Source organism: Pyxidicoccus trucidator (genome assembly GCF_010894435.1).
GTDB lineage: Bacteria > Myxococcota > Myxococcia > Myxococcales > Myxococcaceae > Myxococcus > Myxococcus trucidator.
Map to the genome: position 1 here is coordinate 106,524 of NZ_JAAIXZ010000003.1, position 18,376 is coordinate 124,899.

The window sequence follows — 18,376 nt, forward strand, 5'->3', positions numbered from 1 at the left end:
CGTGGGCCTCGGAGTCTTCTACAGTCCCGTCCCCCACTCGTTACGCCCTGCGCCATGGCCGACTTCTTCCCTGCCTTCTACCGCCTCGCCGTCCGCGTGGACGCCCAGTACGACGCCCTGAGCCGACGGTTCCGCCAGAAGCTGGGAATCGCCCCGCCGCTGCGAATCCTCCCCTACCGGGGCTACGGCACTCCCGAGCGCGCCGTCATCAAGGCCCGTGTCCTGGAAGACCGACACGTCCGCCCGCCCCAGCAGCGGCACACGCTGGTGGGCAGCGCGATTGCTTCCTACAAGCGCTACATGACGCGCGAAATCGCCGGGGCGCACGTGGCGGTGCGCTGGGGCGACAAGCGCTGGGAGGGCACCACCGACGACGAGGGCTTCCTGGAGCTGTGGGTGCCGCCGCCGGAAGGGGTGCGCTCGGGCTGGCACATGGTGGAGCTGGAGCTGCTCTCACCGGAAGCGCAGGGCGTGCCGCGCGTGGCCGCTCCGGTGCGCGTGGCGGGCGCGGGCGCCGAGTACGGCGTCATCAGCGACATCGACGACACCGTCATCGTCACCGGGGTGACGGACCCGCTGAAGCGCGCCTGGGCGCTCTTCCTCACCGAGCACCGCGTGCGGCTGCCCTTCCCCGGCGTGGACGCCTTCTACGCGGCGCTGCAGGGCGGGCGGGGCTCGGCGGCGGACAACCCCATCTTCTACGTCTCCAGCAGCCCGTGGAACCTGTACGAGCACCTGGACGAGTTCCTCGGCGTGCACCACATCCCCGCCGGGCCGCTGCTGCTGCGCGACTGGGGCCTGTCCGCCCAGGGCTTCGCGCCCGGAGGCGGGCACGGGCACAAGCTGGAGAAGATTCGCGGGCTGCTCGAGACGATGCAGCGCCTGCCCTTCATCCTCATTGGGGACAGCGGCCAGGAGGACGCGGAGCACTACCGCACCATCTGCCGCGAGTACCCGGGCCGCATCCTCTGCGTCTACATCCGCACCGTGCCGGGCCACCCGCGCCGCGCGCACGAGCTGGAGAAGATTGGCGAGGACATCCGCCGCGCCGGCAGCCAACTGCTGGTGGTGGATGACACCACCGCCGCGGCGCGTCACGCGGCCCGCGCCGGGTGGATTGACTGGCGCGAGGTGCAGGAAGTGGAGGCCCACCGCCGCGAGGACGCCGCCCGCGGAATCCTCGGTGAGCGCCAGGACTGAGCCTCCTGAATTGCAGGAACGCCAAAAAACATTGGCGTCACTTGAATTCAGACCTTCGGATGTGGCAAAGGCAGCCCAGATTTTCGGGACAGCCCTGTGTCCCTTCCCACCCCCCGAAGGAAGTGAGTCATGCGTGGCAAGCTGGTTCATTCGTTTCGCTGGGCGCTCGCCGCGCTGGCGCTGGGCGCATGTGGTCAAGCCGAAGTCGGTGCAGTCGGTGAAGTGCCGGAGCTCGGTGAGAGCGCGCAGGCGGTCCTCCATCCGCCTCCAGCGCCCCCGAGTGGCGACATCGTGGACAGTACGGCCTTCCTCGGCCCGGTGAGCCTGGGTGGGTCGGTGCAGACGCAGTTCACCACCCACCCCCAGTACCTCTCGTTCGCCTTCCAGGTGGCGGCCGGCGCGCACGTGAAGCTGGAGGTGACGCACCTGGGCAGCAGCATGTACCTGGACACGGGCCTGTTCCTGTACGGGCCGCGCCAGGCGAATGGCAGCTGGGGCACCACGCTGGTGGCGGTGGACGACGACTCCGGCTACGGGCAGCTGAGCAAGATTGCCGGGGTGGCGCTGCCGCAGGGCGGCGAGTACCTCGCGGTGGTGTCCACGGGCACGGGCGCGGGGAAGAAGTTCCGCCTGCAGCTGGACTGCCTCAATGGCCAGTGCGCGCCGCCGGTGAACCCGGCGCTGTATGACTCGTGCGATTTGGACGTCGCCACGCGCATCGAGGTCTGCGTGCAGGCGCGCGTGGAGGAAATCGACCCGGTGCTGGGCCGGCGGATGACGGCGGCCGAGGCGTATGCGGCGTGCACGGGCTCGGACGACGCGCACGCGGCCTTCCTGGACGTGTGTGCTCCGGGCTCGACGACGGCGTGGTGCTCGGGCGGCGAGCAGGCCTTCACGCAGCGGATGTGGCCGGTGTGCCAGCGCTTCTACCACTACTACTACGGGCTCGGGCCGCTGGTGCTGGGCACCCACCCTCAGAGCAGCGCGCTGGCCGCGGCGATGGCGGCGGGCAACACCCGGTGCAACACGGGTGAGAACTGGTGTGACGGCACGCTGGACACGTACACCGTGCCGGGCGTGGCCACGGTGCCGCCGAGCCTGGCGCAGGTGGCGCTGCCGGCGGCGTATGCGTCGCTGGGCGAGCTGATGGACTACCACCGCTTCGAGCGGTGGCCGAACCCCGAGTCCTGGGCGCAGTTCATCCAGGACCACGGCTCCTGGTGGCTGGAGCTGCAGCAGGCGCTGCCGGCGGAGCTGGGCAGCGGCGCGGTGCCCCAGGTGGCGCACTACTACGCGAGCTATCCCGTGGCTCCGGGCGCCAAGGACTACCACCACGTCTACGTGTTCTACTTCCCGCAGACGAACCGGGTGGCGGTGCTCCAGCACATCACCCACGAAATCTGAGCCTCGCGCGACGGCGGAGGCTGAAGAGACGAAAGACGCCGGTGCCCCACGCAGGGAGCACCGGCGTCGTTCGTTTCAGGGGTGAGCCTCGCGCAGTGGAGGCTGAGGGACGGAAACGCCCGTGTTCCCACGCAGGGAGCACCGGCGTCGTCGTGTCAGCAGGGGTTTGTCGTGTGGGGCAGGGGATGAAGACGCGCGTGTGCTGGATGTTATTGAGTGGGTGAGGAGCGCGATTTCATGAGCGATACCCCACGGAAACCCATGGACCCCGCGGCGCGGCTGGCACGTGCCCTCGTCTCGTTGGAGGGACTGTCCGTCGGGGACGCGTTCGGCGAGCGCTTCTTCGGCCCGCACGAGCGGGTGCAGCCCCTGGTGGAGCAGCGCGCCGTGCCCCGCGCACCGTGGAAGTACACCGACGACACCGAGATGGCCCTGGCCATCGTCCAGGTGCTGGAAGACCACGGCCGTATCGACCAGGACGCGCTGGCCCGCGTCCTCGCGAAGCGCTACCGCAACGACAAGAACCGCGGCTATGGCGGTACCGCGCACGACATCCTGCAGAAGCTCGGGGTGGGCCTGCCCTGGCGTGAGGTGTCCGCGGAGGTGTTCGACGGCCAGGGCTCCATGGGCAACGGCGCGGCCATGCGCGTGGCGCCCGTGGGGGCTTACTTCGCGGGAGACCTGACCCGGGTGGTGTCCGAAGCGCGGGCCTCGGCGGAGGTGACGCACCTGCACCCGGAGGGGCAGGCGGGGGCGATTGCCATCGCGGTCGCCGCCGCGTGGGCCTGCCAATGGGCGGAACACCACGGCTCCGCGAGGCAGCTCTTCGAGGCGGTGTTGGACGCCACTCCCGCCGGAGCGACACGTCAGGGGCTGGAGAAGGCCAGGGACTGGCCGGTCGATGCGAGCCCTTCCTCGGCGGCGCGCGAGCTTGGCAGTGGGCAGAAGGTCATCTCCGAGGACACCGTGCCCTTTGCCATCTGGTGTGCGGCAAGGCACCTCGACTCTTTCGAGGAAGCCCTCTGGTGCACGGTGGCCGGCTTCGGGGACCGGGACACCACCTGCGCCATCGTGGGTGGCATCGTCGCGTTGAGCGCGGGCGTCTCCTCCATTCCCGCGACGTGGCGTGCCGCTCGGGAAGCGCTGCACCGGCGCGTGTGATGCCACGGCTTCCCGGGGGCTTGGCCCGTCCGCTCGGCTGACCGGAGGACGTACTACGGCGCCGTGCGCCGCTGCGCTTCGGGGAAGAGCAGCTCCATCAGCTCCCGCGCGTAGCGCGCACGGTCCGCCTCCGCGAGCGGCATGAGGCGCAGCTTCGTGGGCGACACGTACAAGTCCCGCACGAAGCGGTCCGCCGTGTCCTGGCTGCTCACGGCGTAGCCATCGATGAGGTTGTTGAAGCGCGCGGCCGCCTCCGCGCTCGGTCCGGAGTACAGGCCCGTCACCGAGTCACGCGGCGGCAGCGGGCCCGCCAGGGCGATGACGCGAGGCCGGGGCTCCAACTGGCGCAGCGCGGGCAGTGCCTCCAGCCCCGCGCGGGTGTGGGTCATGAGCACGGCGCCCACGCCCAGCCGCTTCGCGAGCGAGGCGATGAAGTCCGGCATCGTCCGGGACGCCAGGTCGGGCGCGGCGAAGGCGCCGCGCACCAGGGGCAGCACGGTGTCGGCCCAGGCCGGGGCGTCCGGGTACTCGGTGGTGACGAGGTAGCGGCGCTGCGTGGGCGCCAGCGCGTGCAGTCCCTTCAGCAGCTCCACCAGTGACGGCTCCACGTCGCCACGGCTCGCCGACGAAGTGCCATCCACCCGCGGCTGTGCCACGTCGCCACGGCTCACCGACGAAGTGCCATCCGCCCGCGACTGCGCCACGGCGCCACGGCTCACCGACGAAGTGCCATCCGCCCGCGACTGTGCCACGTCGCCACGGCTCACCGACGACGTGACGATGAGCAGCGCGGGCTCGCCGTCTTCCGGACGCTCGTCGTAGCGGGGCGGCTGGCCGAACGTCCGCGCCAGCTCCTCCCGCTGCCGCCGGCTGTCGAGCTGCCACGCCGCGAACGGACCCTCCCGGTGCTCGACGTCTTCCACGCGGACCGGCTCGGCCGGTGCCCGGAGCCTGGCGCGCAGCCGCGAGCCAAGCTGGCGCGTCACCGGAGAGGCGCGCAGCCGCGCATGGCGCTCCGCACCGAGGAGCCCCCGCAGCAGCGTGTTGGCGCCCTGTCCCACCAGCTTCAACCCCTGGCGCACCTCCACGCCGCGCCCGGAAGCAGGGCCCACGCCGGGCGCCGGCACCGACAGTGCCACCTGGGGAAGCGCAGCGCCCTCGCCCGCCTTCAAGGACGGCCCCACCCCCATCCAGGCCTGAGAGCCCGGCACGAGTCCTTCCAGGTGCCGGGCCAGGTCCTCCAGCAGTCCAGCCCCGGTGCGCGGAATCGGCGGAGCCCCGAGCAGCCGGGACGGGTCGACAGCGAAGCCGACGCATCGCACGTCGCCCGCCCGCGCCGCGGCCTCCGACAGGAGGAACCCCGGCCACGCCTGCTCCGGCCCGGTGGTGACGAGCCACAGCACCGAGGGCCGCTGCTCCAGGGAGACCCGGGCCACCTTCTCCAGCAGGAACGGGTCCGCGTGCAGGGCCGCCGCCAGCGACGCATCCTCCAGGCTCACCAGCAGCCGCGAGAAGCGGTGCCCCTGGAACGCCCCGAGTCCCTCCTCGCGAGTCACCCGCCCCGACGTGTCCACGAGCTGGAAGTCCCGCAGCCGCTGGCCCTCCAGCGCGGGCCGCAGCGCCTCACTGGCGGAGGCCACCGCGAGGTAGGGCTGGTGCCGGGCCTTCAGCTCCACCAGTCGCTGCGAGTCCCCGTACACGGCGGAGCGCTCGCGGCGAATCTGCTCCAGCAGCGCGGCGCGCTTCGCATCCGAGGCGGACACCATGCTGTAGCCCCACTTCCGGTAGCGGAAGACGGGGCGCTCCAGCGGGCGGGCGAGGAAGCCCTTCTCCACGCAGGCGTGGATGTAGAACTCCCAGTCCTCGTACCCCTGGCGCATGGCCTCGTTGTAGAGGACGCCCGCGTCGAACACCGCGCGCCGGATGGCGGAGCTGCACAGCAGGTGGTTCTCCGTCAGCAGCCGCCACGCGTTGAAGGGCGGGCACTCCCACACGGAGGTGTCCTGGCCGAAGTGCTCCATGTCCGGGTACCAGACGTCCACCTCGGGCGCGGCGGCGATGGCGCGCGCGTAGGTGGCCAGGGCCTCCGGCGCCAGGCAGTCATCCGCGTCCAGGGGCAGCACCCAGTCCCCGGTGGCGGCGCGGACGCCCGTGTTGCGAGCCCCCGGCAGTCCCCGGTTCTCCTGGCGGAGGAGCTTCACCCCGTCCACGCACAGCTCATCCATGCGCCGCACGGAGTAGGGGTCCGTGGAGCCGTCGTCGACGACGAGGACCTCGTACGGCGGCAGCGTCTGGGCGCGGAGGCTCGCCAGGCACTCGGCGAGGAAGGTGCCCTGGTTGAAGCAGGGGATGACGATGCTGAAGCGGGGAGGCACGGGCGCACCACTCATGGGCGCGGCCTTATCCCACCCCTCCAGCCCTCTCAAGCGACAGCCAGGCGGGGGCTGCGCCGTCACCTCACGCCTGACCGCCCGCTATCCTTATATATGCGCGTGCGGCCGTCGCTCAGGGCAGCGGACGGCCCCCCTGGAACTGGGCCAGGCGCGTGGCGCGCTCCATCAGCTCCGCCTGGGCCGAGCGCTTCTCGGCGGGGCTGGCCGGGGTGCGGCGGCGCCACGAGCCGTCCGCCGTCAGCTCCCACGCGGCGGTGTTGTCGGCGAGGCAGCGGTCCAGCGAGTCACGCACCTGGGCGGCCAGGGCGGGGTCCTCCACCGGCGCGAGGATTTCCACGCGGTGGTCCAGGTTGCGGGGCATCAGGTCCGCGGAGCCGATGTAGCAGCGCAGCTCCGTGCCACGGTCGAAGATGTAGACGCGCGAGTGCTCCAGGAAGCGGCCGAGCACGGACACCACGCGGATGTTCTCCGACACGCCGGGCACGCCGGGGCGCAGGCAGCAGATGCCGCGCACGTTGAGCTCCACCTTCACCCCGGCGCGGGACGCGTCGTAGAGGGCGCGGATGATGGCGGGGTCTACCAGCGCGTTCATCTTCATCTGGATGCGCGAGGGGCGCTCCAGCGTGTGCGCCATGATGGTGCGCTTGATTTCCTCCATCAGCCCCTCGCGCATGGTGAGCGGGGCCACCAGCAGCTTGCGGAAGGACTTCGGCCGGCCGAAGCCGGTGAGGTAGTTGAAGAGGTCCGCCACGTCCGCGCCGATGTCCGGGTCCTTCGTGAAGAGGCCCAGGTCCGTGTAGAGGCGCGCCGTCTTCGGGTTGTAGTTGCCGGTGCCGATGTGCACGTAGTGCCGCACCCGCTCGCCCTCGCGCCGGACGATGAGGATGGCCTTCGCGTGCGTCTTCAGCGACGGAATCCCATACACCACGTGGACGCCCGCCTCTTCCAGCGCGTTGGCCCACTTGATGTTGGTGCGCTCGTCGAAGCGGGCCTTCAGCTCCACCATGCACACGGCCTGCTTGCCGTTCTCCGTCGCGGTAATCAGCGCGGGCACCAGCGGCGAGCTGTCCGACGTCCGGTACACCGTCTGTTTGATGGCCAGGACGTCCGGGTCCGCCACGGCCTCGGCGACGAAGCGCTCCACGGAGGAGCCGAAGGACTCGTAGGGGTGGTGGACGAGCAAGTCCCCGCGCCGCATGGCGGACAGCACGGTGCCGCCGTCCTGCGAGTCCGCATCCGGGCGCAGGCGCGGCTGGGTGACGGGCGTCCACGGCGGGTCCTTCAGCTCGGGGAAGCCGTGCCCGAAGGCGATGGCCGCCAGGTCCGACAGCCCCACCAGCCCGTGCTCCTCGTAGACCTGCCGCTCCTCCAGCCCCAGCGCCTCCACCAGCGGCTCGAGCAGCTTGGGGCTCATGCCCGCCCCCACCTCCAGGCGGATGACGTCGCCGAAGCGGCGCTGGCGCAGCTCCGTCTCCACCGCCTTGAGCAAATCCTCGGCGTCCTCGGACACGGTGAAGTCCGCGTCGCGGGTGACGCGGAAGACGCCCCAGTGCAGCACCTGCATGCCGGGGAACAGGTCCGCCAGGTGCTGGGCGATGACCTCCTCCAGCGGGACGAAGACGTTGCCCTTCAGCGGCAGGAAGCGCGGAATCAGCTCCTTGGGCACCTTCACCCGCGCCACGCTCTCCTCGTCGGCCTCCGTGTCCCGCAGCAGCACGGCGAGGCTGAGTGACAGGTTGGAGATGTACGGGAAGTGGCGCCCCAGGCCGATGGCCAGCGGGGTGAGCACGGGGAATATCTGCTCCCGGAAGCGCTGATCCACCTGGTTGCGCTGGTCCGAGTCCAGCTCCTTCGCGGAGAGGATGCGCAGGCCCTTCTCCGCCAGCGCGGGGCGCAGCACCTTCTCGAAGCAGTCGGCGTGGCGGCGGCCCTGCTCGAAGATGCCCTGGTGGAGCTTGTCGAGCGTGATGCTGGGAGACGCGCCGTCCGGCACCAGCCGGGCCACGTTGCCGCGCACCTGCTCGTGCAGGCGGGCGACGCGAATCATGAAGAACTCGTCCAGGTTGCGCGCGTAGATGGAGATGAACTTCAGGCGCTCCAGCAGGGGGATGTCGGCGGACTCGGCCAGCTGGAGGACCCGGTCATTGAAGGCCAGCCAGGACAGCTCCCGGTTGAAGAAGAGCTCGGTGTCCGTCGGCTCCGTGCCCGGGGGGATGGCGTCCCGCTCCACCGGCTTCTGGGTACCGCCCCGCCCGCCACCGCGCTTCGCCATGGTTCCGTGACTCCTCTTGAACGCCTTGTGGGGAGGATGTAGCAGGAGGGTGACTCGGCCGATGTAAACTTCCCCGTTACCTGGGGGAGCGGGCCCTCAGGCCATCTATTGCCCGGGTGGCGAGAGGGCAGCTGGACAAGGGGGCGGGCGTGGACTTTCTTGCATCCGGGTCATGAGGTCGGCATGTCAGGCGACGTGAGCGCGACAGAAACCCCCATGAAAGATCTTCCTTCGGACGCTTCGGGCCTGTTCACGGCCTTCCAGGAGGGCCGCCCCGCTCAGCGCGGGCGCTGGTCCCTGGCGCTGCTGGCCGCCCTGGTTCCCGTGGTGCTGGGGGTGGGGTTCTGGTCCCTGGCGAAGGGTGAGGAGCAGACGTACAGGCTGGTTACGCCTGGCGGCATCAAGTCCGTGCGCGGGGGCATGACGTCGGACCAGGTGGTGGCCCTGCTGGGGCGCCCGATTACCCTGGAGCGCGCTGACGACGGGGCGGAGTGCTACCGCTACGGCCAGCCCAACTTCATCAACCCGCAGTTCCTCATCTACAAGGTCTGCTACGAGGGCGGAAAGCTGCGGGACGTGACGCAGCACAAGTTCTCCGCCTGGTCGGTGGACCCGGAGACGGGCACCTTCGCGGCGCCCGAGGATGGGGCTCCGGCGGCCTCGCCTTCGCAGGGCGGGTAGCGCGGGCCCGAAGTGGCGCGCTCGCGCGCTACCGGCAGTCCGAATCCGCCGCATCCGCCATGCCGTCCGCGTCGTTGTCCGCGCCATCCGCGCAGCGCTCTGCCTCCGTGGCCGCGGCCTCGCTGACGTGCAGCGTGTAGCGGATGGGTGTGTCCTGGTCGGGGTGGGCCATGCCGTCCACCACCACCAGCACCGTCTGCCCCTGCTCCAGCGTCACCTTCACCGCGGGCGAGGCACGGGCATTCGCACCCGGGTTGGACGCGCAGCCCAGCTCCGTGCCCCGGCAGCCGGTGAGCACGTAGAGCGCGTTGCCCCAGCCTCCGGGAGAGGTGTCGAAGACGAAGGTGCCCGCGCGAGGCGCCGTCCACAGGTGCGCGCGGTCCTGCTGCAGCAGCGCGCCGCAGGTGCCCTGGAAGCCATCTCCGCTGCCCGCCGTCTCACCATGGAAGGTGACGGGGAGCGCGCTGCCCAGGTCATGGTGCGCGCAGCCCCGGCCGCCACAGCCCGGCGCCTCGTGGCAGTCCGTGTCCGCGCAGTCCACCCAGCGGTCGCCGTCATTGTCCATGTCGTCGAAGCAGGCACTCGCCTCGCTCGCGCGCAGCTCGTCGATGTGCAGCTCGAAGTGGCCCGCGCTGAAGCGGTCTCCGCTCGCCGAGTCCACCACCACCAGCACCGCCTGCCCCTGCGTCAGCGGCACCGTCACCCGCGCGCCGCCGCCGTAGCTGATGCCGTCCGTGGCGCACGCCAGCTCCGCGCCGCCGCACCCGTCGCGCCGCACCGACACCAGTGAGCGCAGCGCCGAGCGCGCCGTGTCGAAGGTGAAGGTGCCGCTCCTCGGCGCCGTCCAGCGAAAGCCCCGGTCCGGCGCGGGCCGCCCTCCGCACGACGCCACGTGGTCATCCCCCGCGTACGCCGTGGAGCCCTTCACCTTCACCGGCAGCGCGCTGCCCAAATCCCTGTCCACGCACACGGGGGCCGTCGCCGCGCAGACGTTGGGCACGCCGGCCGCGCCGCAGGACTCGGGCGCCGTGCAGGTGCCACAGCCCAGCGTCCCGCCGCACCCGTCCGGCACGGGCCCGCAGTTCTTCCCCAGCAGGCCACAGGTGTACGGCCGGCACGCGGGGGCACCGCAGACATTGGGCGCTCCGCCACCGCCGCACGTCCGGCCCACCGCGCACGTGCCGCAGTCTAGCTCGCCACCGCACCCGTCCGGCACGGTGCCGCAGTCCTTCCCCCGCGCCTCGCACGTCGTCGGAGTGCAGGGCGGCAGGCCACACACGCCCGGCTCTCCTCCACCGCCGCACGTCTCGGGCGCGGTGCACGCGCCGCACTCGAGCACTCCGCCGCACCCATCCGGCACCGGGCCGCAGCCCTTCCCCAGGGACTCACAGGTGGCCGGCGTGCACGCACCCCCGCCGCACACGTTGGGCTCGCCGCCCCCGCCACACGTCTGCCCCTCCGCGCAGGTGCCACACCCGAGCAGTCCGCCGCAGCCATCCGGCAGGCTGCCGCAGTCCTTGCCGAGAGACTCACAGGTGGCCGGGGTGCACGCACCGCTGCCGCAGACGTTGGGCACCGCGTCGCCGCCGCACGTCTGTCCTTCCGGGCACGCGCCGCAGTCGAGCATCCCCCCGCACCCGTCCGACATCGGCCCGCAGTTCTTTCCCCGCGCCGCGCACGTCACCGGCCCGCAGGCGCCCGCGCCGCACACGTTGGGCAGGCCTCCACCGCCGCACGTCTCTCCCCAGTCGCAGGTGCCACACTCCAGCGTCCCGCCGCACCCGTCCGGCACGGTGCCGCAGTCCTTCGCCAGCGACTCGCAGGTGTCGGGCACGCAGTGGGGCTGGCCGCAGAGGTTGGGGGTGCCGCCGCCTCCGCACGTCTCGGGCGCGGCACACGTCCCGCAGGCGAGCAGCCCCCCGCACCCGTCGGGCACCTGGCCGCAGTCGCTCCCCAGCGCCTCGCACGTCGTGGCCACGCAGCGCCCGACGTCGCACACGTTGTGCCGCCCACCGCCGCCGCACGTCTCACCGGCGGGGCAGGTGCCGCAGTCCAGCGTGCCGCCGCAGCCGTCGAGGGCGATGCCGCAGTCCATCTCCTGCGACGCGCACGTCATCGGCTGGCAGTCGGACGTCCGCCGCGCGTCCAGCCGCTCCGGTGAAGGCGTCGTGTCGGTACACGCGACCCATAGCGCCAGGAGACACACCTGGCACCCCGCCCACAGCCACCCCTCGCCTCGCATGTCCGCCCGCCGCACCGTGTCCCGCCGCCCGCGTCACAACGTGGTGTCGCGCCCTGTCCCTGCCCAGCGGAGCCCCGCCCGTGCGCGCGCCTTCTGGCGCCCGGTGGACAGTCGGGCAGCCCGGTTCCCGACGGAGCCCCTCCCGGCCGCACGGCTGGTCCGCGGTGCCGTGTCCCTCCACCTTGCCCGGGCAGGGCCAGGGGTGGCGTGAGCCAGGGGGGGCGGAGTGGGGCGTCCGTGGACGTTCGCGCGGCGGGTCGGCGCCGGCTTCATCGCCTCGTTGCTGGTGGCGCTCGTGCTGGCGGGGACGTCGGTGGTGGCGCTGATGTCCGTGCGCACCAGCAACAAGGCGCGCATCCTGGACCTCTCCATGGACCTGCTGGAGGTGGAGCGGCTGCGCCGGGCCTTCAGCGACAAGGTCTCCAGCGGGCGGGGCTATGCGCTGTCGAGGGACCCGCTCTTCGCGCAGGACATGTCGGTGTCGCGCCAGCGCTTCATCGCCACGTACGAGCGGCTGAAGCCCCGGCTCGAGAGCGAGCCCGTGGCCACGCTGCTGGAGTCCGCCATCCACGCGGAGCTGGAGCACGAGGACGCCGTGCGCGCCCTGGAGACGGCCGACGTCACCGGCGTCAGCCGCGCGCGGCTGGAGAAGATTTTCGAGACCCGCGTGAGGGATACCCGCCAGCGCACCTACGATGCGCTGCAGCTGCTCGCGGAGCGCAGCGAGGAGCGGCTGGCGCTGGGCATCCAGGGGGCGGTGGAGGCGGACCGGCGGGTGCTCGCGCTCGTCCTCCTGGCGGCGGGGCTGGGGCTGACGGTGGCGGGGGTGCTGGCCTGGGTGCTGACGCGGCGGCTGCGGCCGCTCCAGCAGGAGGCCGAGGCCAGCGCGAGGCGCTTCCAGTTCCTGGTGGAGGGCGTGCAGGACTACGGCATCGACCTGCTGGACACGCAGGGCCGCGTGGCGAGCTGGAACCCGGGCGCGGAGCGCATGACGGGCTACCACGAGAGCGAGGTGCTGGGGCGCCCGGACTCCCTCTTCTACCCGCCCGAGGCGGTGGCGGCGGGAGTGCCGGAGAGGGATTTGGAGCGGGCGCGGCGGGACGGGCGGCTGCGCGTGGAGGGGTGGCGCGTGCGCAAGGACGGCACGCAGTTCCTGGCGGAGGTCGCCATCACCGCGCTGCATGACGAGCACGGCGGGCCGCAGGGCTTCGCCACGGTGTGGCGAGACATCACCGAGCGCCGCAGGGCCGAGCGCACGCAGCGGCTGCTCGCGGAGGCCGGGCGTCTGTTCCACCAGTTCCTGGACCCGGACCTGACGGTGGCGGAGCTGGCCCGGATGATGGTCCCCGAGGTGGCGGACGCGTGCGTCCTGTATCTGATGGAACCCTCGGGAGAGCTTCGGCCCCGGGCGGCGAAGCACTCGGTACCGGAGCGGGAGCCGTGGGTCTGGGAGATGTTGCGCCGCTACCCGCCATCGTCCGAGGAGCCCTATGGCATCTGGCAGGTGCTGCGCACGGGGCGCTCGGAGCTGGTGAGCGACGTGTCCCCCGAGGCGCTGGCAAACAGGGCCTCGGACCCGGGGCACCTGGCGTTGATGGAGAAGGTGGGCGTCCGCTCGTACCTGGCGGTACCGCTGCGGGTGGGGCAGGAGATGCGGGGGGTGTTCGTCCTGGTGTCGTCCACGTGGGACCGGCGGCTGACGCTGACGGACCAGGTGTTCGTGGAGGAGCTGGCGGGACGGGCGGCGCTCGCGCTGGACAACGCGAGGCTGTTCCGCGAGGCGCAGGAGGCGGTGGAGCTCATCGGCGTGGCGGCCCACGATTTGGGCAACCCGCTGAACACGCTGCAGTTCCTGCTGCGCAAGCTGCACCGGACGGACCTGTCGGAGGCGAGCCGGGAGAAGGTGCGCGAGGGGCTGGGCACCGCGCTGAAGCAGACGCAGCGGCTGGGGCAGCTGCTGCACAACCTGCTGGACTTGTCGCGGCTGTCGTCCGGGAAGCTGGTGCTGGACGTGGCGCCGGTGGACCTGGCCGAGCTGACGCACGAGGTGGTGGAGCGCTTCGCCGAGCAGGCGGACGAGGCGGGCTGCAAGCTGATGTTCGACGCGGAGCTGGGGCTGGTGGGGCGGTGGGACCGGATACGGCTGGACCGGGTGGTGACGAACCTCCTCTCCAACGCGCTGAAGTTCGGCAAGGGGCACCCCGTGGAGGTGCACGTGGAGCGCCTGGGCGCGCTGCGGGCGCGGCTGCAGGTGAAGGACCAGGGCGAGGGCATTGCCCCGGAGTCCCAGCGGCGCATCTTCGACCGCTTCGAGCGCGAGCCCTCCGCCAGCAAGCACGTGGGCTTCGGCCTGGGGCTCTACATCGTGCGGCAGCTGGTGGAGGCGCACGGCGGGCTCGTCCGCGTGGACAGCGCGCCCGGCGAGGGCGCCGTCTTCACGGTGGAGCTGCCGCTGATGCACCTGGGCGCGGAGGTGGAGCCCCCGGGCGCGGTGCCGCCCGCGTGAGCCACGGGGGGACTCACGCGTGCAGCGTGGGCTCCGTCGCGGGCGAGAGGAAGCTGCGCAGCGGGGACTCGCTGGGGGCCTTCTCGAGCTCCTCGAGCAGCTCGAACTCCAGCGAGTCATGCGCGCAGAACACGGTGACTTCGCGGCCGTGGCGCCGCACCAGCTCGCGCAGCCGGCGCAGGTTGTGCCAGCGCAGGTACCCGTCCGTCTGCATGAGCTTCTGGTAGATGCGCAGGCCCGGCGTGCAGCGGTAGCGGTCCGGGTCCAGCTCCCCGTGGTAGAAGTACGCGTCGCCGGCATGCAGCAACCAGCCGCTGTCCGACTGGATGGCCACGCCCGCGTGCCCCAGCGTGTGCCCCACCAGCGGCACCAGCAGGATTTCCGGCGGCAGGCCCTTCATGTCGCGCACGCACTCGAAGCCGAACCAGCGGTCTCCCGCGCCGTCCGGGGTGGGGTACGTCACCCAGTTCTCCTCGTGAATCCACTGCAAGGGGCGGAAGCGCCCCCGGTCCAGCGCAGTGGCCTGCGCGGTGGCCTGGAGGTACTCGTCCGCGAGCAGGTGCACCCGCGCGTGCGGGAAGTCGTCGAGCCCGCCGGCATGGTCGAAGTCGAGGTGGGTGAGGACGATGTCGCGCACGTCCTCGGGCTTGAAGCCGAGCCGCTCGATTTGCCGGATGGCCGTCGACTCCTCGGCCAGCTGGGGCCGGCAGAGCACGTCGAGGAACACGGGGGCCAGGCGCTCGCGCGGGTGGAGGACGTCCTGCAGGCCGAAGCCCGTGTCCACGAGGATGAGGCCGCGCGAGCCCTCCACCAGCAGGCAGTGACACGTGAGTGCCGCCGGCCCGATGAAGCCCTTCCGCCCGTCCATCAGCCGGCGTCCAGGCGGGCACATGGTGGTGCAGTTCAGGTGGTGGATGCGCATCGCTCCCGCTCCTCGGCGTGGGGCCCGGGTGGGGCCGCTCGGAGCAAAGGTGCGCTGTGAGGGGCTGGTGAGGAATCCACCGACACGGGGCGCGTGGGTGCTCGCCTGCTCGGGTGACGCCCGGGCGACGGTGGATTCGCCTGGGGTTGCGCGGGCTTAGAGGCGCTGGAGCTGCTCGACGGTCCGCTCGCCGCGGGTGTTGCCGGTGTTGAGGGTGGAGGCGGGCTCGAAGAGGAGCACGTGGACCTCCTCCTCGGCGACGGGGCGGTGCTCGACGCCGCGGGGGATGATGATGAACTCGCCCGGCTTCACGTCCACGGTGCGGTCCTTCAGCTCCATGCGGAGGTGGCCCTGGAGGACGAGGAACAGCTCGTCCTCGGCTTCGTGGTGGTGCCAGACGAAGGGGCCCTGGAGCTTCACCACCTTCACCTGCTGGCCGTTCAGCTCTCCGACGATTCGGGGCGACCAGTGCTCGGAGAAGAGGGCGAGCTTCTCCGCGAGGTTGACCTTGTCCACGGTGGGCGGTGCGGCGGGCTCTGGCGCGGCGGCCGTGTTGTCCGAGCCCTCGGCGCGGCGGCGGGAGTCCCAGCGCGGAGGCCGGACGACGGTGACGGTGGAGCTCCGGGGAGGCGTGCTCATGCCGGGTTCGTCTCCTGGTGGGGCGTTGCCGCAATGGCTCGCGCCAGGGCTGCCCCTTGGATTGTCTGTCTTTTGCTCAGGATAATCCCGCACGTCAGGGTTGTGGAGCGGGAAGCGGTCGAATACCGGACGGATGTGCCGGGTCGCCGCGCCCGGACTCAGTCCGGGAAGAACATCGGGTCTCTCGTGGTGACGAACGAGGTGATGGCGTTGGCCACCTCGTGGGCGAGCCCGGTGAACTGCACGCCCACGCCGGGCATCAGCTCCGGGGTGCGGGCATTGGACTCGCGCACCCAGCGCACCACGCCGGTAACCTTCATGGGCCGGCCGCCGGGCAGCGTGAAGTCCAGCTCCACCTGCGTGCCGCGCGCCACCGGCTCCACCGTGGCGATGAAGACGCCGCCCTCGCTGATGTCCATCGAGAAGCCGGTGAAGAAGTTCGAGTCGCTGCGCATGTCGATGGACGTGTGCATCCGCACCCGCCCGTTGCGCCGGGCTTCCAGCGCCTCCGCGGACTCCGCGGCCCTCGCCGCCGGCATGGGAGCCGCCGGCATGGGAGCCCCCTGCGCCTTCGCGGTGCCCGCCGCCCGGGCCTGCTCGGCCTGACGCGCTCGCGCCGCCTCCTGCTGCGCCCGCGCCGTGGCCTCCTGCTTCGCGCGGACTCGGGCCGCCGCCGCCTCGACGTGGTGCTTCACCACCGTCTCCGCGTCGGCCACCGTGCGAGCCACCTGCGCGGCCCGCTCCTGGTGCGCCCGCAGCGCGGCCTGCATCTCCTGCCCCGCCTTGCGCCGGGCATCCAGCGCCGCCAGGCGGGCCGCCAGGGCCTTCTCGCGCGGCGCGTCCACGTCCAGCCCGGGCACCCCGGTCTCCTGGAGCAGGGCCGCCTGTTGCTCCAGCGTCGGGGCCGCGTCGGGGCCGGCCTGGACGCGCTCCAGCGCGGCGCGCGTTTGAGTCAGCCGGGTGGCGAGCGCGGACGCCTCGGCGGTGGCGCGGGCGAGCTGCTCGGCGAGCCGGGCCTCATGGGCGGACAGCTCAGTCTCGGCGCGAGTCAGCTCCGCCTCGCGGGAAGGCCCCGGAGGTGGACGGGCAGCAGGGGACGGCGAGGTCATTCTCGGAGACTCCAAGGCCGCGCACTGTAGCGCCCCCGGGTCGCCCCCACGAGTCCCACGTACCCTCCCCCGCGTTCAACCACCCTCGAAAAGGGAGCGGGCAGGCGTCGTAAGCCCCCGGATTCCCGGGGCTTACAGCGCCCACCTCAGTCCGCGCCCTTGATGCAGGCCACGGGCTTGAGGCGGTGGGCCACCTTGGCGAGCCCGGCCATCTCCACCGTCTCCAGCACGTCGTCCAGGTTCTTGTAGCAGGGCCCGGACTCGTCGAGCGGGGTGGTGCGGGTGTTGAGGAGGATGCCCGCCTCGGCCATGCGCTTGTCGGTGACGTCCTGCTTCAGCACGCGCCGGGCCTCGCCGCGCGACAGGCGGCGGCCGGAGCCGTGGTTCACCGAGTAGATGGACTTCTCCGCACCGGACTCCGCGAAGAGGATGGCGCTGCCCGTCTCCATGGAGCCGGGGATGAGGATGGGGTGGCCCGTCTTCTCCCACGGGGTGCGCTTGAGCGCGGGGTGGTTGGCGGGGAAGGCGCGCGTGGCGCCCTTGCGCGCGACGAACTTCCCGGCCTCCTTCTGGATGAGGTTGTGGGAGATTTCGTAATAGACGCTGGCGGTGCCGCCGAAGACCTCCTCGAGCGCGGCGCACACGGCCTCGCCGATGATGAGCCGGTTGGCCACGGCGAAGTTGGCGGCCATGTTGTGGAGGTTCCAGTACTCGCGGCCCAGGGCGCTCTCCGCGTCCAGCCAGACGAAGTCCTCGCTGTGGCGCTTGAGGCCGAGCTGCGCGGCGCCCTCCACGAAGAAGTGCTTGGCGATGTTCCACCCGAAGCCGCGGCTGCCGGTGTGGAGCATCACCCAGACGCGCCCGTCCTGGTCCACCTGCATCTCGGTGAAGTGGTTGCCGCCGCCCAGGCTGCCCAACTGGTCCCTCTTGCCGAAGGCGCGCTCGGGGATGTCCACCCGGTCGTCCTCGACGGGGATGAAGTCGCGCTCCGTAATCGAGGAGCCGCGGCCCAGGGCCTTGGCGCCGTGGCGCACGACCTCGGAGAAGGTGCGGTCCGTCACCTTGCGCTGCTTCTGGACGCGGCTGGCGCCCACGCCGACGGCGATGCGCTTCGTCACCTCGTCAATCCAGCGGCGGCGCAGCGCGGGGTCGGCGACGTCCTCGGCCATGAGGGACGTCTGCAACTGCACCATGCCGCAGCCGATGTCGTAGCCGGCGGCGGTGGGCAGGAGGATGCCGTCCGTCTCGACGACGGTGCCGATGGGCACGCCGTAGCCCACGTGACAGTCGGGCGTGACGGCGACGCGGGTGACGCCCGGGAAGGACGCGGCGTTGACCACCTGGTCGAACACGGCGTCCTCCAGGCCGGGCGCCTCGGGGCCCTCGCCCCAGAGCAGCTTGTCGGACAGGAACAGGTCCGCGTCGACCTTCATGCTCTTGGTCTTCGGCAGGACGTAGTGGCCCTCGGAGGCCTTTTCGAGATGTTGCTTCCAGCTCATGGCTTGAATCCCCCCGATAGGGGTGAACACGCGGCAGTGACGGGAGCGTCCGAAGGAGGCTGACCGGCAGCACCCGAAAACCCGGTCCGAAACGAGGATGCTGGGAGAGCAGGCGGGAAGGCGAGCGATTTCGCGGGGCTCCAGAGCCGCCACGAAGCAGGGCGGACCCTCCACGAAGCCGTGCACGGACGCGTCAGCCGAGCCCCGCACGGGCCACGGATGTTGCCGCGACGACGTCGATGTCCCACCTTGGGATGAGACGGGCAGCGCGCCCGCGCGTGGAGCCGGCCGAGCGAGAGTCGGCTCGCGTGCGAAGGACGCGATTCCGATCGCCGTGGGACTTGCGGT

At 71.7% G+C, this 18,376-nt stretch carries 12 protein-coding genes; 5 read left to right on the forward strand and 7 right to left on the reverse strand.

What is annotated here, in order from left to right; genetic code table 11:
* The first annotated feature begins 54 nt into the window (after positions 1-54).
* The 3 genes from G4D85_RS10525 to G4D85_RS10535 all read left to right on the forward strand — a co-directional run bounded on the left by G4D85_RS10525 (position 55) and on the right by G4D85_RS10535 (position 3,765).
* Positions 55-1,200 (forward strand): App1 family protein, encoded by a 1,146-nt coding sequence (locus G4D85_RS10525; protein ID WP_164010738.1) that lies wholly within the window; start codon positions 55-57, stop codon positions 1,198-1,200.
* Positions 1,201-1,329: 129 nt separating this feature from the next.
* Positions 1,330-2,604: a hypothetical protein gene (locus G4D85_RS10530; protein WP_164010740.1), complete on the forward strand. Its 1,275-nt coding sequence runs from the start codon at positions 1,330-1,332 to the stop codon at positions 2,602-2,604.
* A 237-nt stretch (positions 2,605-2,841) separates the two neighbouring features.
* A complete protein-coding gene (locus G4D85_RS10535; RefSeq protein WP_205525504.1) occupies positions 2,842-3,765 on the forward strand; it encodes an ADP-ribosylglycohydrolase family protein in 924 nt (307 codons plus the stop codon).
* A gap of 53 nt (positions 3,766-3,818) precedes the next feature.
* On the opposite strand, the gene G4D85_RS10540 is transcribed toward G4D85_RS10535, so the two are convergent.
* Together G4D85_RS10540 and ppk1 are read right to left on the reverse strand one after the other, a co-directional pair.
* Entirely contained in the window at positions 3,819-6,155 is a 2,337-nt protein-coding gene (locus G4D85_RS10540) for a glycosyltransferase family A protein (protein WP_164010742.1), read from the reverse strand.
* A gap of 115 nt (positions 6,156-6,270) precedes the next feature.
* Positions 6,271-8,430: a polyphosphate kinase 1 gene (ppk1, locus tag G4D85_RS10545; RefSeq protein ID WP_164010744.1), complete on the reverse strand. Its 2,160-nt coding sequence runs from the start codon at positions 8,428-8,430 to the stop codon at positions 6,271-6,273.
* Positions 8,431-8,646: 216 nt separating this feature from the next.
* Here ppk1 and G4D85_RS10550 point away from each other — a divergent pair, with 216 nt between their 5' ends.
* A complete protein-coding gene (locus G4D85_RS10550; protein ID WP_240359196.1) occupies positions 8,647-9,111 on the forward strand; it encodes a hypothetical protein in 465 nt (154 codons plus the stop codon).
* Positions 9,112-9,139: 28 nt separating this feature from the next.
* Here G4D85_RS10550 and G4D85_RS10555 read toward each other — a convergent pair whose 3' ends face one another.
* Positions 9,140-11,353 (reverse strand): tryptophan synthase alpha chain, encoded by a 2,214-nt coding sequence (locus G4D85_RS10555; RefSeq protein ID WP_164010748.1) that lies wholly within the window; start codon positions 11,351-11,353, stop codon positions 9,140-9,142.
* A gap of 226 nt (positions 11,354-11,579) precedes the next feature.
* Between G4D85_RS10555 and G4D85_RS10560 the strand changes: the two genes are divergently transcribed.
* Entirely contained in the window at positions 11,580-13,859 is a 2,280-nt protein-coding gene (locus tag G4D85_RS10560; RefSeq protein WP_164010750.1) for an ATP-binding protein, read from the forward strand.
* A gap of 13 nt (positions 13,860-13,872) precedes the next feature.
* Here G4D85_RS10560 and G4D85_RS10565 read toward each other — a convergent pair whose 3' ends face one another.
* The 4 genes from G4D85_RS10565 to G4D85_RS10580 form a co-directional block, all read right to left on the reverse strand.
* Positions 13,873-14,781: an MBL fold metallo-hydrolase gene (locus tag G4D85_RS10565; protein ID WP_164010752.1), complete on the reverse strand. Its 909-nt coding sequence runs from the start codon at positions 14,779-14,781 to the stop codon at positions 13,873-13,875.
* Between the two features lie 156 nt (positions 14,782-14,937).
* Entirely contained in the window at positions 14,938-15,420 is a 483-nt protein-coding gene (locus G4D85_RS10570) for a cupin domain-containing protein (RefSeq protein ID WP_164010754.1), read from the reverse strand.
* A gap of 158 nt (positions 15,421-15,578) precedes the next feature.
* A complete protein-coding gene (locus tag G4D85_RS10575; protein ID WP_164010756.1) occupies positions 15,579-16,529 on the reverse strand; it encodes a TIGR02266 family protein in 951 nt (316 codons plus the stop codon).
* Positions 16,530-16,675: 146 nt separating this feature from the next.
* On the reverse strand, positions 16,676-18,028 hold the full coding sequence (locus G4D85_RS10580) for an RtcB family protein (protein WP_164010758.1): 1,353 nt from the start codon (positions 18,026-18,028) through the stop codon (positions 16,676-16,678).
* Positions 18,029-18,376 lie beyond the last annotated feature (348 nt).